Genomic DNA, 15,289 nt, shown 5'->3' with positions numbered 1-15,289 from the left:
CTTCGCCGGACATCTCAGCCCCTGGCCTTCAACGGCAGGCTGCGCTGGCGTTCGCCAGTCAGGGCAAATAGTGCGTTTCCAAGCGCCGGGATGACCGGGGGAACGCCGGGCTCACCGACACCGGTTGGCGCAGCCTCGCTGTCGACGATGTCTACCGTTACATCCGGCCGCTCGAAATGCCGCATCAACCGGTAGTCATGGAAATTGCTTTGCTGGACCTCACCGTCTTGCAGGGTGATCTCGCCATAGAGCGCCGCGGTCAGACCAAAGAGAATTCCCCCTTCGATCTGGTCCTCAACAATTCTGGGATTGACCACCTGGCCGCAATCCACGGCCGCAGACACCCGGTGCACGCGGATGGCGCCATCCTCAATCCCGGCCTCGACGACCTGCGCAACAAAGGTTCCGAAACTCCGGAACAGGGCGATTCCACGACCACGCCCCTTGGGCACCGGCTGATCCCAGTCCGCCAGCCGGGCGGCACGATCAAGCACTTCAAGGTGACGGGGCTCGGACGCCAGCAGCCGGCGGCGAAACTGGTACGGATCCTCTCCGGCCTCATGGGCAAGTTCGTCCATGAAGGTCTCAACCGCGAAGCCATTGTGGGAAAAGCCCACCGAACGCCACCAGGTAATCGGCACGCCGGGGTCGGTATGGGTGTGGCGGATCTCGATATTGCTGACCGCGTAGGGGTAGTCGACTGCGCCTTCAATGGCCGACATATCCTTGGGCGTGGCAACGCCCTCCAGCATCAGACCCATCGATCCGAGACTGTCATACATGAATTTGGGGGCCCATGGGTATTGGGCCGGAGCCGCATTGCGCACATACCAGTCGAGAATCTGGGGGCCAACAACCTGGTGGTGCCAGCCAGTCAGCTCCCCGCCCGAGAGCGACGCCCTCATCCGATGCAACATGGCCGGACGATAGAGATCATGGCGAGTGTCTTCCTCACGGGACCAGATGACTTTCACCGGTTTTCCTGTCCGGTACGAGACCGCAGCGGCTTCCTCGATGAAATCCTGGGTCAGACGGCGCCCAAATCCGCCCCCGAGGAAGGTTGTATTGATCGTGACGTCATCCGGCGAAAGGTCTGTCGCCCGGGCGGCTGCAATCTGCCCGAGATCCGGCGCCTGGGTCGGAGCCCAGATTTCCAGGCTGTCTTCCCGGTACCAGGCCGTCGCGTTCATCGGTTCCAGGGTCGCGTGAGCCAGGTAGGGCTGGGCGTATTCCGCTTCCAGCACCGTCGGTGCTGACTTTACAGCCTCGTCAAAATCGCCCTCGCTGCGTTCGGATTCCCCCGGGTCCTCGTCTGCGGCTTTGCGATAGGTCTCGAACACCTCGGTGGTAGATAAGGCCAGTGCCTCCGAGAAATCCCATTCAACGCTCAATTTCGCCTGGGCCTTCCGGGCACGCCAGTATTTGTCTGCGACCACGGCTACGCCACGTTCGATCTCGATCACGTCCACGACACCGGGCATGACCCGAACTTCTTCCGCGTTGAAGGAACGGGCACGACCACCAAAGCGAGGCGCGCGGGTCACCACCGCGTAGAGCATGCCGGGCAGCTCAATATCGATACCATATTCGGCAGTGCCCGTGGATTTCGCTTCGGCGTCCAGCCGGCCACCCCGCATACCGATGTACTTCCACTCGCTGCGGGGTTTGAGCCGGACATCGCCGCGAATAACCTCGTTGGACGCCAGCTCGACCAGCTCGCCAAAGCGCATGGAGTCGATTCCGTTGGGGTGCACTACGTGCCCGTCATGGACGGAACAGTCGGCAGCCTCAACCCTCCAGACCCGGGCTGCGGCCATTACCAGCATCTGCCGGGCCGACGCCCCAGCGACTCTCAACGGTTCCCAGCTGGTGGCCACGCTGGTACTGCCACCCGTAAGCTGAAGTTTGTACAGAGGGTTGCGGTATTCCGGTGCCGCCGGCGCAAACTTTGGCGTTATCGCCTCGGGCGCCACTTCGAGTTCCTCGGCAATCAGAGTCGTCAGACCCGTATAAGTGCCTTGCCCCATCTCGACTCGCGCAAGGGTAAAGAAGATTTCATCGTCCCGGGTCAGCTCGAGCCAGGCATCCGGTTTCCATTCACCGGTGTCAGGTTGGAATCCGGTCTGGACGCCGGAACAGCCGGGCAATGAGAGCGAAAGCATCAGACTGCCGGACGTGCCGGCACTGACTTTCAGAAAGTCGCGTCGGTTCATGATCATTTTACGCGCCCTCCTTTGGCTCGGAAGGCATGGCATTGGCAACCGACTCAACGGCGGCAACTATTCGCGAGTAGGTGCCGCAGCGGCAGAGGTTGCCCGTCATGGCTGCGACGATGTCCTCGCGGGATGGGCTGGCGTTGGTGGCCAGCAGGTGGGCTGCGCTCATGATCTGGCCCGACTGGCAGTAACCGCACTGCGGCACGCCGTGTTCGATCCAGGCCTCCTGCAAGGCGTGCAGGCGTTCCCGGTCGCCCAAACCTTCGATGGTCGTAACCTCGCCACCGGCCGCCAGTTCCACGGGCGTAGAACAGGAGCGCACCGGCTGTCCGTCGAGATGGACCGTGCAGGCGCCGCAGAGGCCTGCACCACACCCGAATTTGGTGCCCTTGAGCCCGAGTTCGTCCCGGATGACCCACAACAGAGGAGTATCCCCCTCGACTTCCAGTGAACGCTGCTCGCCATTGACTGTCAGGCTCAACGCCATACCCCTGCTCTCCCTGTGGTGCTTCCGGCGATCCGAAACGCTATGTTTTTATTCTTGCCGACCCGGATCGTGTCCGGGCCAGACCATCACTTGATGATTTCCTTGCCTTCCTTATCGACCCAGATTTTGCGCTCTCCGGAGTCCATCTGGCCGTTGGTGTTCCATACCTCTCGATTTTCGGTGGCGCCTTCCAGCTTGCCGTTGTCATTCCAGATGACTCGATCCTTGCAACCGGCAAGTGCGGCTACGGCGAATACAATCAACAACATTTTTTTCACGCTACTACCTCTCTGGGACCGCTTAGGCGGCTTGATTAGGAAAAACTGGGATGCGGGGCGGATTAACGGCTCCCGTGAAGCTCACGATTGTGCTGCTTGTCCCGTTCACTCTTTCGAACCATGACATAGACGGCACCGGTGCCGCCATGGTGTTTCTGGGCCGAATGAAAAGCCAGCACATCTTCAAGCTCGGGCAGCCACTTCGCCAGATAACTCTTTAACTGTGCAATACCATCGGGATTGCGCTCACCTTTGCCGTGCAGAATGATTACGGATCGCAACCCGTACCGGACGCAATCCCCGACAAACGCAAACACTTCCCGGCGCGCCTGATCAACAGTCATCCGGTGCAGATCCAGTCGGGCTTCGATCGGATACTGCCCCAAACGCAGCTTGCGAAAGACACCGTGCTGGATACCCGGACGCTGCCAGGCCAGGATGTCATGAGCCGTCAATGGCTCAACCATGTCCGAGGTCAGCGGATTCCTGTCCTTGATAACCTTTTCAACCGCCGCACGCTGACGTTCCAGATGGCCCGGCGTCAGTTCCCTTGGCGTCTGGACCTGGGCGCGATTGGGCTTTTTTATACGCCTGACATCCTTCATCTCTTCGAGAAAGCTCTGGCGTTCTTCTTTCGTGGTCATGGCGGTGCTGTCAGTGTTCAGTGAATTGGCAAACTTTACCACTCGCTCTCTTTGCCTTAAAGAATTGCGATCCGGCCTCACCCGTTCGACGAAAATCGTAAGGCTCCTCATCGGCCAGGTGAACTACACTGGAACCGGACAATAATAACGCAGGCAAGGACCCCCGACATGGCCGCAGCGAATCAGGACAGCTCCCGCCCACACAACACCCGCGCGATCATGACATTCCTTCGGGAGCATGCTCCGTTTTCCAGCATGGATGACAACCATCTCGCTCATTTCGCAGAGCATGCCACTCTTCGATTTTACGCAGACGGAGATGAAGTCATATCTCCGGACGACGGGGTGGTAAAACGATTCTACATCGTAAAGCAGGGACGGATTCGCGGCGAACGCCACAACGAAAAGGAAGATCGCACCGATACCACCTTCGAAATCAGCCAGGGGGAGTGCTTTCCGCTGGCCGCGCTCATCGGCGAGAGGCCGACCCGCACCCTCCACAGGGCGTCAGGCGACACCTTCTGCCTGAGTATCGAACAGGACGCTTTTATCACTCTGTTCTCTGAAAGCGACCCCTTTCGAGATTTCTGTCTTCGCGGCGTGAGCAGCCTGCTCGATCAGGTCAATCAGCGAATCCAGTCCAGCGCAATGGCCTCGATCGGCTCCAGCAACACCCTTGACACCCCGCTTGAGCGCTACGCCCTCAGGAATCCCATCGTCTGCTCTCCGGACCTTCCAGTGCGAAAAGCCGTCGCCCGCATGCACGACAACAGTGTCGGCAGCATCATCGTGACCGACGACAACCGGCATCCCGCCGGCATTTTCACTCTCCGGGACCTGCGAACCATGATTGCCGAGGAGAAAGGTCCGCTGGACACCCCGATACGGCAGGTGATGACCAAGGATCCTTGCTGCCTGCCCTCTCATGCCGACGCCTTCGAAGCCGCCATGCTGATGGCGGAGCATCATTTTGCCCACCTGTGTGTGGTCGATGATGAAAATCGTCTGATCGGCGTGGTATCCGAGCGCGACCTGTTCGCCCTGCAACGGGTCGATCTCGTCAACCTCGCCCGTACCATCGGCACCGCAACCCACCTGCGCACCCTGATCAGCCTGAGAACCGATGTGTCGCGACTGGTCGATGCCATGCTGGCCCACGGCGCGGATTCGGGCCAGGTGGTAAAAATCATCACCACCCTGAACGACGTCACTGTACGCCGGGTACTGGAACTCAACATCAAGAAGAACGACCCCGGAGTCCCGTTCACCTGGCTGACCTTCGGAAGTGAGGGCCGACAGGAACAAACCCTGTTAACCGACCAGGACAACGGCATCCTGTTCCAGACGCCAGAAGGCATGACCGAGGACCAGGTTCGCGAGAAACTGCTCCCCTTCGCGCAAACGGTGAACCAGGAGCTCGCTGAGTGCGGTTTCACGCTGTGCAAGGGCAACATCATGGCGAGCAATCCCAAGCTCTGCCTCAGCGATCGCGAATGGGACGACTGGTTCATCCGGTTTATCGATGCCTCGACACCGCAGAACCTGGTCTACTCCTCTATTTTCCTGGACATGCGGGCCGTGTTCGGCCCCACCGAGCCTCTGCACCGTCTTCTGGATAAAGTGCTTTCCCGCATCCGCAAGAATGCCCTGTTCCAGAAAATGCTTGCCGGGAATGCGTTCCAGCGCAAACCGCCGCTGACTATGTTCCGCAACTTCCGCTACGTCTCCGATGGCAACAAGCACGCCCTCGATCTCAAGCGTCAGGGCCTTGCCCCGTTTGTTGAGTCGGTGCGGGTGTTTGCGCTCGCCAATGGAGTGGAATCCGCGAACACACTGGAGCGGATGGACGAACTCGCCAAGAAAGGAATATTCGATCCTAAAGATGCCAACGCGTGGAAAGAGGGTTACAGCCTGATCCAGGCCATTCGCATGCGATCCCACCAGGAAATGCTGAACCGGGGCGAGGAACTGACAAACTATATCAATCCGGACGACCTGAACCCGCTGGACCGGCGTATTCTGCGCGAGTCCTTCCGGCAGGCGCAGCGATTGCAGCAGAAACTGGAAGTAACCTACCAACTCTGAAGGCCGGCCTGAACCATGCTTGAGCAGATCAAACAGTGGATAGAACGGCGCCGCGGCGGCCGCAGCGCCGGCCTGGACTCGGAGAACCTGCCGAATCCCAAAACCCCGGGCGACCAGTTGCTTTCGGACAGCCGCCTGATTGTCCTCGACCTGGAGACGACTGGGCTGAATGCCGCCAAGGACGAGGTAATTGCCATTGGGGCTGTCGCCATTCGCGGCGGCGTCATTCACCTGAATGACCAATTCGACCTGATTCTCCGGCGACCGGAACTGGACATCACCGAAACTGTCCTGATTCACGGCATCGGCCACGAGGCTCTGACGCAGGGGCACGAAACCGAAGACGCCCTGCTCTATCTGCTGGACTGGATGAACGGCGATCCCGTGCTGGCCTACCATTCGGCGTTTGATCAGAAATTCCTGGAAAAAACACTCCGCAGCCAGTTGGGCTACACCACAAGCCACACCTGGATGGACGTGGCTGACCTGCTGCCCGCGTTCTTCCCGGAGGCCAAAACCGGTGGAAAAGGCCTGGATCACTGGGCCGACTACTTCGGTCTGGAGGTCAGCGCCCGACACAATGCTGCGGCCGATGCCCTCGCCACCGCCGAACTCACTCTGATCGCCCTGAATCTGGCGCGCAAGGAAGGCCTGAGGACGTTAAAGGAACTTCACGACAAACTGCATTACCACCGTCGCCTGCAAAACATGCATCGATTCTGAACAAATACCGATCGGGGGACTCCCTGAATGGTCGAAATCGGCGGCAAATCACTGAGAATTAGACCTTTTGCCAATATCTATCTATCCCTTGACGGGTAAAGTCAGGTATGACAACAAGTCGGAGAGTTACTATATGAATAATAAATTCTCTATCCGGAAAACCACATACAAAACGCACCCAACCTCCACAACAACAACACAGGAGTGATCTTATGTCTGGTCATAGCTACGACGCTGAAAACTACTGGAAGGCAAACCTGCGCCTGATAATCGGGAGCCTCGTCGTTTGGGCCCTCGTTTCCTACGGGTTTGCCATTCTGCTCCGCCCAATGCTGGCCGGTATTCCCGTCGGTGGAACAGACCTGGGCTTCTGGTTTGCCCAGCAAGGTTCCATTCTCACGTTCATCGCGCTGATCTTTCACTACGCATGGCGCATGAACAAGATCGACGAAAAATTCGGCGTGCACGAGGAGTAAGAACGAATGAGCCAATTTGCCATCAACATCATCTTCGTAGGGGGCTCCTTCCTCCTCTACATCCTGATCGCTATCTGGGCGAAAGCCGGTAGCACCAAGGACTTCTATGTCGCCGGCGGCGGCGTTCATCCGATCACCAATGGTATGGCGATCGGTGCGGACTGGATGTCAGCGGCGTCCTTCATATCCATGGCCGGCCTGATTGCCGCCGGTGGTTATGCCAACTCCACCTTCCTCATGGGCTGGACCGGCGGTTATGTGCTGCTCGCGATGCTGCTTGCTCCGTACCTGAGGAAGTTTGGCAAGTTCACCGTCCCCGAGTTCATCGGTGACCGCTTCTACAGCAAGAATGCGCGTCTGGTGGCGGTTCTCTGCCTGATTGTGGCCTCGGTAACCTACGTAATCGGTCAGATGGCCGGCGCGGGCGTTGCATTCTCACGGTTCCTCGAAGTTGACGCCACCCTGGGTCTGATGATCGCAGCAATCGTGGTCTTCATCTACGCCGTACTCGGCGGCATGAAGGGCATCACCTACACCCAGGTAGCCCAGTACTGCGTTCTGATCATCGCCTACACCATCCCTGCCGTGTTCATCTCCGTGCAACTGACCGGCAATCCGATTCCCGGTCTCGGTCTGTTCTCCACACACGTGGATTCCGGCATGCCGCTGCTCACCAAGCTGAATCAGATCATCACTGATCTCGGTTTCAACGAGTACACCGCAGACGTGGACAACAAGCTGAACATGGTTCTGTTCACCCTGTCACTGATGATCGGTACTGCGGGCCTGCCGCACGTAATCATCCGCTTCTTCACCGTACCGAAGGTTGCTGACGCTCGCTGGTCTGCCGGCTGGGCCCTGGTGTTCATTGCCCTGCTGTACCTGACAGCCCCTGCGGTTGCCTCCATGGCGCGCCTGAACCTGATGACCACCATCTACCCGGACGGCACCTCTTCCGAGCCGATCCAGTACGATGAGCGTCCAAACTGGGTGAAAGAGTGGGAAGTTACCGGTCTGATCCAGTTCGAAGACAAGAACTCGGACGGCCGTATCCAGCTTTATAACGACAGCCCCGCCTTCGAATCCGAAGCACAGGCACGCGGCTGGGAAGGCAATGAGCTGGTCGTTAACCGGGATATCCTGGTACTGGCCAACCCCGAAATCGCCAACCTGCCAGGCTGGGTTATCGGTCTGATTGCAGCGGGTGGTCTTGCCGCGGCCCTGTCCACAGCAGCGGGTCTGTTGCTGGCGATCTCCTCCGCGGTCAGTCACGACCTGATCAAGGGTTCCATTAACCCGAACATCTCGGAGAAAGGCGAATTGCTCGCGGCACGGATCTCCATGGCCGTCGCTATCGTGGTCGCCACCTGGCTTGGGGCGAATCCTCCCGGCTTCGCGGCACAGGTTGTTGCACTGGCATTCGGTATCGCCGCTGCATCCCTGTTCCCGGCGCTGATGATGGGTATCTTCTCCAAGCGCGTTAACAACACTGGCGCCATCGCCGGTATGCTGACCGGTCTGGTCTTCACCCTCGCGTACATCTTCGTGTACAAGGGCTGGCTGTTCATTCCTGGCACCAACAACCTGCCAGACACCCCGGAAAACTGGGTACTGGGCATCTCCCCACTGTCGATAGGTGCGGTTGGTGCAATCGTCAACTTTGCGGTAGCCTTCGCTGTATCCAACGCAACTGAAGAACCGCCCGTTGAGATTCAGGAGCTGGTTGAAAGCGTCCGTTACCCTCGCGGTGCCGGTCAGGCTCAAGACCACTAAGCTACAAACCGACCTGATTCATTGAATTGACAGGTTGTACTGAACGGGCTTCCTCAATGAGGGAGCCCGTTCTTTTTTGAGGAAACGATCGTATGTTCTGGATTTTAGTCGCCACTGTATTCTGCGGCCTGGGCGCTGCCGGTATTGCCCTTGGCATCCGCAAAGCCACCCGCAATAGAGCTCCGAAGTGGATTATCCCGGTGTTTGCCGGAATGGGGATGCTCGGATACCTGATTCATGGCGAATACACCTGGTATGAACACAAGAAAACCCTGCTTCCGGACGAGGCGGTTATCGTCAACACTGAATCCGACAGCATTCTCTGGCGTCCCTGGACCTTTGCCTTCCCTTATGTCACCGCATTCTCGACCGTGGATACCAAAAGCATTAGCCACGATACCTCCAACTCGGATATTGTCCGTTTTACCCTGTATCGCTTCGAACAGAAACTGACTGACGCAGTGTCACATCGGATCCACATTCTCAATTGCGAATCCCGGGAACTGGTTCCACTGGGCTCCGACGGCTCGCCCCGGGTGGATAACATGAAGGTACTCGGTACCTCCGACACTCTGCTGAAAACAGTCTGCACCGGTTGAAGGGCCGGTAGCACAATGCCCGCACCCGATGGAATCGCTTTACCATGATTAGTGCCTGGCTGCTGGTTTTAATCTCTTTCACCTACATCTCGATTCTGTTTGTCATCGCCTGGGCCGGTGACAAACACCCGGGACTCTATCGCCGCCGGCTCGTGCGCACCCATATCTATGCGCTTTCCCTGGCGGTTTACTTCACGTCCTGGACTTTCTATGGCGCTGTTGGGCGGGCAACCCAGGAGGGTCTGGGCTTCCTGCCCATCTATCTTGGTCCGTTGCTGGTATTCCTGTTCGGTGCCCCGCTGCTCCGCCGCATCATCTACATCAGCAAGCGCAACAACAGCACCTCCATTGCCGATTTCATCGCCTCCCGATACGGCAAATCTCAGCTCCTGGCGGCAATGATTGCCACGTTCGCACTGATCGGAAGCGTGCCCTACATCGCGCTTCAGCTGAAGGCAATCTCCATGGGCTTTAATGTCCTCTCCGAAACCGGCACTGGGTCCACCGAACTCAGTACTGTCGCCTGGAACGACTCGGCCTGGTACATCACCCTTGCTCTGGCAGTCTTTACCGTCCTGTTCGGTACCCGTCACCTGGAATCCACGGAACACCACCGGGGGATGATTCAGGCCGTTGCCTTCGAGTCACTGATCAAACTGATCGCCTTCGTCGCCGTTGGGCTGTTCGTCGGGTATGGACTGTACGGCGGATTTGGCGACCTGTTGACGAGGGCAAGGGACGCAGACCTGATCAGCACCCTTACCACGGAAGGTCTTGAGGCTCCGGCGTTCATCACTCAGACACTGGTGGCCATGCTGGCCATCATCTGCCTGCCCCGGCAGTTTCACGTCATGGTTGTCGAGAACACCGATCATCGGGACTTTGAGATTGCCCGCTGGGCCATGCCGATCTACCTCATTGTTGCCAGCGCTTTCGTGCTCCCGATTGCCGCCGCCGGGCTGCTGGCCCCTGAGGCTGCAAACGGCAACCCCGACATCCTCATCCTGCAACTCCCAATCATGGCAGGCGAAGAATGGCTCGCCATTCTGGCGTTCCTGGGCGGCGGATCCGCCGCTGCCGCCATGGTCATAGTCTGTTCTGTCGCCATTGCGACCATGGTCAGCAACGAAATCATAATGCCGGCCTTGCTGAAATTCTTCCGCCCGAGAATGAACCGGCGAGCGGACCTGAGCTATCTGCTGCTCAGCATTCGCCGTGTCGCCATCTTTGTGGTTCTGCTCACCGCTTATGGTTTCTACCGAATGGCCGGCGAGGACTACAGCCTGACGGCCTTCGGGCTCCTCTCCTTTGCGGCCGCTGCCCAGTTTGGTCCGGCTCTGGTGGGAGGCATCATATGGCGCCGGGGCAATTACATGGGCGCCGTCTGGGGTCTGGCTCTCGGTTTTCTGATGTGGTGCTACACGCTGTTGCTGCCAGCACTCGCGACCACAGGATGGGTTACCGACACCCTGATCAACCAGGGCCTCTGGGGATTGAGCTGGACCCGTCCAACCGCCCTGTTCGGATCGGAACTGGACCAGATCAGCCATGGCATTATCTGGAGTCTCGGGATCAATACCCTTACCTACACCGTCCTGTCGATGCTGACGCGTCAACGGGTGCGGGAAAAGATCCAGATTGCCTCGTTCTTCCATGATCCCCAACCCAAGGCAGAGACCGCTCAACATCAAAGCTGGCAGGGAGAAATCCTGACATCGGATCTGCAGGCGCTGACCGATCGGTTCATGGGAGAGGAGCGTTCGGAAACCATTTTCCGCAATTACGAACGTCGTAATGCAATTCGCCTGCATCCGCACCGTCCGGCTTCCTCGCATCTGATGAAGTACATTGAGCGTCAACTGGCATCGGTGATCGGGGCATCAACGGCGCGGGTGGTTCTGGAGTCAACCCTCACCGGCCGCGACATGCAGATTGAGGACGTGGTCAGCATTGTTGACGAAGCCTCCCAGGCCATGACATTCAGTCGGGAACTGTTGCAGTCGGCCATTGAGAATATCAGCCTCGGTGTGTCGGTCGTGAATCACCAGCAGCAACTGGTGGTCTGGAACCATCGCTACCTGGAGCTGTTCACATACCCTAAAGGCTTCGTTCGGGTCGGCCGTCCGGTGGAAGATTTGATGCGCTACAACCTGACGAATGCCAACCTGTCCGCAAGGCGTATTGACGACATCGTCGCCAACCGATGCGCCAGCATGCGCGAAGGCAAACCGATGTCCTACGAGCGCCAGCGTCCGGATGGAACGGTGCTGCGAGTCGATGGCAGCCCCATACCGGGTGGGGGCTATGTCACCACCTTCCAGGACATCACCGCCATGCGCCGAACCGAACAGGCGCTGAAAGAGACTAATATCTATCTGGAACAACGGGTCAAGGAACGGACCCAGGAACTGCAGGTCATCAACGAGCAGATGCTCAAGGCAAAGTCCGTTGCTGAACAGGCAAACCAGAGTAAAACCCGATTCCTCGCTTCTGCGAGTCACGACCTGCTGCAACCCCTGAACGCTGCCCGCCTCTTTACCTCTGCCCTGGCCGGCAAGGCCTCCGATGGCGAAACAAAGGATCTGGTTGATCACATCGACAGTTCCCTTGGCGCTGCCGAAGAGATCATCAGCACGCTGCTGGACATCTCCAAACTCGACGCCGGGGCACTGGAGCCGGACATTGGCGTTTTCCCTGTCAACGAGATTCTGCGCCACCTGGCGACGGATTTTTCCGCCATTGCCAAGGATCAGGGACTCGACCTGCACGTGGTACCCAGCACCGCCTGGGTCCGGTCCGATGCCAAGCTGTTGCGCAGGGTGATACAGAACTTCCTTTCCAACGCCATTCGCTACACCCCAAAAGGCAAGATCCTGCTCGGCTGCCGCCGACTCAAAGGCTATATCCGGATCGATGTCTGGGACACCGGACCGGGCATACCGGAAGATCAGGTAGCCCATATCTTTGAGGAATTCCGGCGCTTCCAGACCGGGCGGGACAAGAAAGGCCTGGGCCTGGGGCTGGCCATCGTCGACCGGATCAGTGGCATGCTCAACCACCCGGTAACCGTGCATTCAATCCAGGGTCGCGGCAGTCTGTTCGGCATCACTGTTCCGATTGCTGTTCCGGAACAGCGCGAGTCGGTCAGTGACAAGCCCTCGTCGGGTTCCCGCCGGGTTTCCAGCCTTGGCGGTCTCCATGCGCTGTGTATCGACAACGACCCCGCTATCCTCCAGGGTATGGTGGCGCTCCTGGGCAACTGGAAGTGTGATGTCACCGCGGCAGAGAGTCTGGAAGACGCGGTTCAGAAACTGGATGGTCGGACGCCTGAAATCATTCTGGCTGACTATCAACTGGATGATAACAAGAACGGGCTGGATGCGATGGACAGCCTCCGGGAAGCAGTCAGCAATGACATTCCCGGCATACTGATCACCGGTTACATGGCGCCAGAAGTCCGTGACGATGCGATAAACCGTGGCTATCACATACTTTACAAGCCCGTTAAGCCAGCAGCCCTGCGAGCCTTGGTCAACAAGTTACTCAAGCAGAAGCGGTCATGACTGATCCCAGCAACAAAGCCGGCGCGTTCAACAAACTGAGCTACCTGGTCATTGATGATTTCGAGAACTTCCGCCTTTCAATGCGCCAGATGCTCAGGAGTTGTGGTGCAGATAACATTGAACTGGTAGCCAATGCCGCACAGGCCATCCAGATCTGTACGTACAATCACATCGACGTCGTTCTGTGCGATTACAACCTTGGCGAAGGCCGAAATGGCCAGCATGTACTGGAGGAACTCCGACACAAGAAACTGCTGAAACGTTCGTCGCTCTTTCTCATGGTAACGGCAGAAACGTCCAAAGAAATGGTCATGGGCGCCCGTGAAAACCAGCCCGACGGGTACCTGACCAAACCCATCAATCGCGCCGTACTGGAACAGCGCCTGAGCGCCCTGATTGATCAGCGTACTGCGCTATATCCCATAAATCGTGAGATCGACCGGGAAAATTATCCCGAGGCCATCTCCCTGTGCCTGCAGACCTTACCCAAACAGCCGCGCTATAGAACCTGGTTGATGAAGACGTTGGGCGACCTTTACTTCCGTCTTGGCGACCTGGCGCATGCCGCGAAGATCTATGACGAGGTGCTCAACCAGCGGGAGCTGTCCTGGGCTCGGCTCGGGCGCAGCAAGGTACTGCTGGCCAACCAGAGCTACGACCAGGCGGTCGACAGCCTCAGACAACTCATCACCAAGCACCCGGACTACATGGAAGCCTACGATCTGCTGGCCGACGGCCTCGAACGTCAAGGCAAGGTAACAGAGGCCCAACGGGTACTCGAACAGGCCGTTGACCATTCCCCAAAAGCACTCTTGCGCCAGCGACAGTTGGCGGAACTGGCCGAAGCCAACCAGGACATGGAAACCGCAGCCGAGGCCTGGCGACGTACTGTGTCGCTCGGCACCCATTCCATCCACGACTGTGCCGAACATCACCTGGCCCTCGGCCAGAGCCTCTCAGAGCTCAGTGAGGGTGATCGAGAACCGGAAGGGGCAGATCGTGCTCACGAGGCCATTGCCGTGTTGAACCGGATGGAGAAACGATTTTCGGACCGGGACAACATTGGCCTACGGAGCAGGCTCATCCAGTGCCGGGTGCACGCCGGCCAGGGGAACCAGCAGGACGCTGAAAAACTTCTCGCCGGGATTGAGCAGGCTATTGAAAGCACAGATACGCTGGATGCCGAAACCGGTCTCGATTTTGCCAAGACGCTTTTCCGGGTCGAACGTGACAAGGACGCCAAGGCCCTGCTGGCACAGCTTGCCGAGCGCTTTTCTGACGATGCGGACGTTGTGCAGCGGATTGAGAACCTTCTTGACGAACCCGTGGGATTTCGCCAGAAACTTCAGGCTCGTACTCTCAACCGGGACGGTATAAAAGCCTTTGAGTCCGGCCAACTCCGGACCGCGGCTGAGGCTTTCTCCCGGGCACTGGCCGTGGTTCCGGACCACGCTGCCCTGAACCTGAATCTGGTTCAGGTGCTGATGAAGGAACATGAAGCCGATTCCAACAACACCGAACTCCTGAAACAGTGCAGGGAGTGCCTCAACCGGCTTGAGGGGCTTCCCGAGCAACACCGGCAGCATCGAAGGTATGTGGCGCTGTGCCGAAAACTGGAGGGACTTACAGCATGACCGACTCACAAGCGTCAAAAAAACCGGCCCGACCGGGCGACCAGAGCATCGATTTTTCAATGGTCCTGGCATCGGCCGTCCACGACATGAAAAACTCTCTGGGGATGCTACTGAACTCTCTCGACGAGTTACGAGCGGATTACGACAAAGCCCCGAATGACTCATCCCGCTTCAATACCCTGCAGTACGAAGCAGAACGTATGCATAACGATCTGGTGCAGTTACTCGGCATCTACCGGCTCGGTGAGGAAAAACTGTCGGCCCACATCGAAGAGCATTTCGTTCCGGACTTTCTATCGGCGCATCTTGCCCGCCACACGCCCCTTCTTAACGGCCTCGGCATCGAGTGTCACATTGAAGCTCAGGATATTAATGGCTTCTTCGATGTGGACTTGCTGACCGGCGTGCTGAACAACACCATCAACAACGCGCTACGGTACACGCGAAGCAGGATTCGACTGACGGCAGAGGAACGGAACGGCTATCTCGTCATTGGTGTTGAGGACGACGGCGAAGGCTATCCGGAGAGCATGCAGCACTCGGGGACGCTGAATTTCAGATCGCTGGACTTCGACAACGGCAGTACCAGCCTGGGCTTATTTTTCGCATCGTCCATCGCTCGCCTTCACTGTGAGGGCGAGCGAACCGGTTCCATCAAGTTGCACAATGGCAGCAGTCTTGGTGGGGGTGTCTTCGAAATCTGGTTGCCCTGACCGCGTCAGCAACTTTTCTCCGGGCAATAAAAAACCCCAGCCTCGAGGAAGCTGGGGTTTTTGGTATTAGGAGTCTGACGATGACCTACTCTCACATG

12 protein-coding genes are annotated in these 15,289 nt (G+C 58.1%); 8 read left to right on the top strand and 4 right to left on the bottom strand.

The genetic code is table 11. The features are described 5' to 3' along the window. Window positions 1-14 precede the first annotated feature (14 nt). From QQF73_RS18770 to smrA, 4 genes are all read right to left on the bottom strand, one after another. Entirely contained in the window at window positions 15-2,219 is a 2,205-nt protein-coding gene (locus tag QQF73_RS18770; RefSeq protein WP_285369083.1) for a xanthine dehydrogenase family protein molybdopterin-binding subunit, read from the bottom strand. 1 nt (window position 2,220) lies between these two features. After that, window positions 2,221-2,703, bottom strand: a complete 483-nt coding sequence (locus QQF73_RS18765; RefSeq protein WP_219865238.1) for a (2Fe-2S)-binding protein — start codon at window positions 2,701-2,703, stop codon at window positions 2,221-2,223. Between the two features lie 86 nt (window positions 2,704-2,789). After that, complete coding sequence (locus QQF73_RS18760; protein ID WP_228743114.1) at window positions 2,790-2,972, bottom strand: hypothetical protein; 183 nt, start codon at window positions 2,970-2,972, stop codon at window positions 2,790-2,792. A gap of 71 nt (window positions 2,973-3,043) precedes the next feature. After that, the gene (smrA, locus tag QQF73_RS18755) at window positions 3,044-3,667 is read right to left on the bottom strand and encodes a DNA endonuclease SmrA (protein WP_285369082.1); all 624 of its coding nucleotides are present in this window, start codon (window positions 3,665-3,667) and stop codon (window positions 3,044-3,046) included. Window positions 3,668-3,793: 126 nt separating this feature from the next. Between smrA and QQF73_RS18750 the strand changes: the two genes are divergently transcribed. The 8 genes from QQF73_RS18750 (at window position 3,794) to QQF73_RS18715 (ending at window position 15,191) form a co-directional block, all read left to right on the top strand. Then, window positions 3,794-5,710, top strand: a complete 1,917-nt coding sequence (locus tag QQF73_RS18750) for a putative nucleotidyltransferase substrate binding domain-containing protein (RefSeq protein ID WP_219865236.1) — start codon at window positions 3,794-3,796, stop codon at window positions 5,708-5,710. Between the two features lie 15 nt (window positions 5,711-5,725). Further along, window positions 5,726-6,433 carry a 3'-5' exonuclease gene (locus tag QQF73_RS18745; RefSeq protein WP_219865235.1) on the top strand — a complete coding sequence of 236 codons (708 nt, stop codon included), beginning with the start codon at window positions 5,726-5,728 and terminating at the stop codon, window positions 6,431-6,433. Between the two features lie 212 nt (window positions 6,434-6,645). Continuing rightward, window positions 6,646-6,909 carry a DUF4212 domain-containing protein gene (locus QQF73_RS18740; protein WP_219865234.1) on the top strand — a complete coding sequence of 88 codons (264 nt, stop codon included), beginning with the start codon at window positions 6,646-6,648 and terminating at the stop codon, window positions 6,907-6,909. Between the two features lie 6 nt (window positions 6,910-6,915). Next, window positions 6,916-8,682 carry a sodium:solute symporter family protein gene (locus tag QQF73_RS18735; RefSeq protein WP_219865233.1) on the top strand — a complete coding sequence of 589 codons (1,767 nt, stop codon included), beginning with the start codon at window positions 6,916-6,918 and terminating at the stop codon, window positions 8,680-8,682. 92 nt (window positions 8,683-8,774) lie between these two features. After that, window positions 8,775-9,281 carry a hypothetical protein gene (locus tag QQF73_RS18730; RefSeq protein ID WP_219865232.1) on the top strand — a complete coding sequence of 169 codons (507 nt, stop codon included), beginning with the start codon at window positions 8,775-8,777 and terminating at the stop codon, window positions 9,279-9,281. 44 nt (window positions 9,282-9,325) lie between these two features. Further along, entirely contained in the window at window positions 9,326-12,844 is a 3,519-nt protein-coding gene (locus tag QQF73_RS18725) for a hybrid sensor histidine kinase/response regulator (protein ID WP_219865231.1), read from the top strand. Beyond that, window positions 12,841-14,478 (top strand): tetratricopeptide repeat-containing response regulator, encoded by a 1,638-nt coding sequence (locus QQF73_RS18720; RefSeq protein ID WP_219865230.1) that lies wholly within the window; start codon window positions 12,841-12,843, stop codon window positions 14,476-14,478. Before QQF73_RS18725 ends, QQF73_RS18720 begins: the two co-directional genes overlap by 4 nt. Continuing rightward, the gene (locus tag QQF73_RS18715; protein WP_285369081.1) at window positions 14,475-15,191 is read left to right on the top strand and encodes a sensor histidine kinase; all 717 of its coding nucleotides are present in this window, start codon (window positions 14,475-14,477) and stop codon (window positions 15,189-15,191) included. Before QQF73_RS18720 ends, QQF73_RS18715 begins: the two co-directional genes overlap by 4 nt. The last annotated feature ends 98 nt before the right edge of the window (window positions 15,192-15,289 follow it).

The organism is Marinobacter albus (assembly GCF_030238305.1).
GTDB lineage: Bacteria > Pseudomonadota > Gammaproteobacteria > Pseudomonadales > Oleiphilaceae > Marinobacter > Marinobacter albus.
The sequence above is the reverse complement of the archived record's forward strand: the minus strand, read 5'-3'. Positions and strand labels throughout refer to the sequence as shown.

Bases quoted from the DNA above. Each gene is read 5' to 3' on its own strand.
- QQF73_RS18770 (WP_285369083.1), bottom strand. From the start codon at position 2,219: ATGATCATGAACCGACGCGACTTTCTGAAAGTCAGTGCCGGCACGTCC.
- QQF73_RS18765 (WP_219865238.1), bottom strand. From the start codon at position 2,703: ATGGCGTTGAGCCTGACAGTCAATGGCGAGCAGCGTTCACTGGAAGTC.
- QQF73_RS18760 (WP_228743114.1), bottom strand. From the start codon at position 2,972: ATGTTGTTGATTGTATTCGCCGTAGCCGCACTTGCCGGTTGCAAGGAT.
- QQF73_RS18750 (WP_219865236.1), top strand. From the start codon at position 3,794: ATGGCCGCAGCGAATCAGGACAGCTCCCGCCCACACAACACCCGCGCG.
- QQF73_RS18745 (WP_219865235.1), top strand. From the start codon at position 5,726: ATGCTTGAGCAGATCAAACAGTGGATAGAACGGCGCCGCGGCGGCCGC.
- QQF73_RS18740 (WP_219865234.1), top strand. From the start codon at position 6,646: ATGTCTGGTCATAGCTACGACGCTGAAAACTACTGGAAGGCAAACCTG.
- QQF73_RS18735 (WP_219865233.1), top strand. From the start codon at position 6,916: ATGAGCCAATTTGCCATCAACATCATCTTCGTAGGGGGCTCCTTCCTC.
- QQF73_RS18730 (WP_219865232.1), top strand. From the start codon at position 8,775: ATGTTCTGGATTTTAGTCGCCACTGTATTCTGCGGCCTGGGCGCTGCC.
- QQF73_RS18725 (WP_219865231.1), top strand. From the start codon at position 9,326: ATGATTAGTGCCTGGCTGCTGGTTTTAATCTCTTTCACCTACATCTCG.
- QQF73_RS18720 (WP_219865230.1), top strand. From the start codon at position 12,841: ATGACTGATCCCAGCAACAAAGCCGGCGCGTTCAACAAACTGAGCTAC.
- QQF73_RS18715 (WP_285369081.1), top strand. From the start codon at position 14,475: ATGACCGACTCACAAGCGTCAAAAAAACCGGCCCGACCGGGCGACCAG.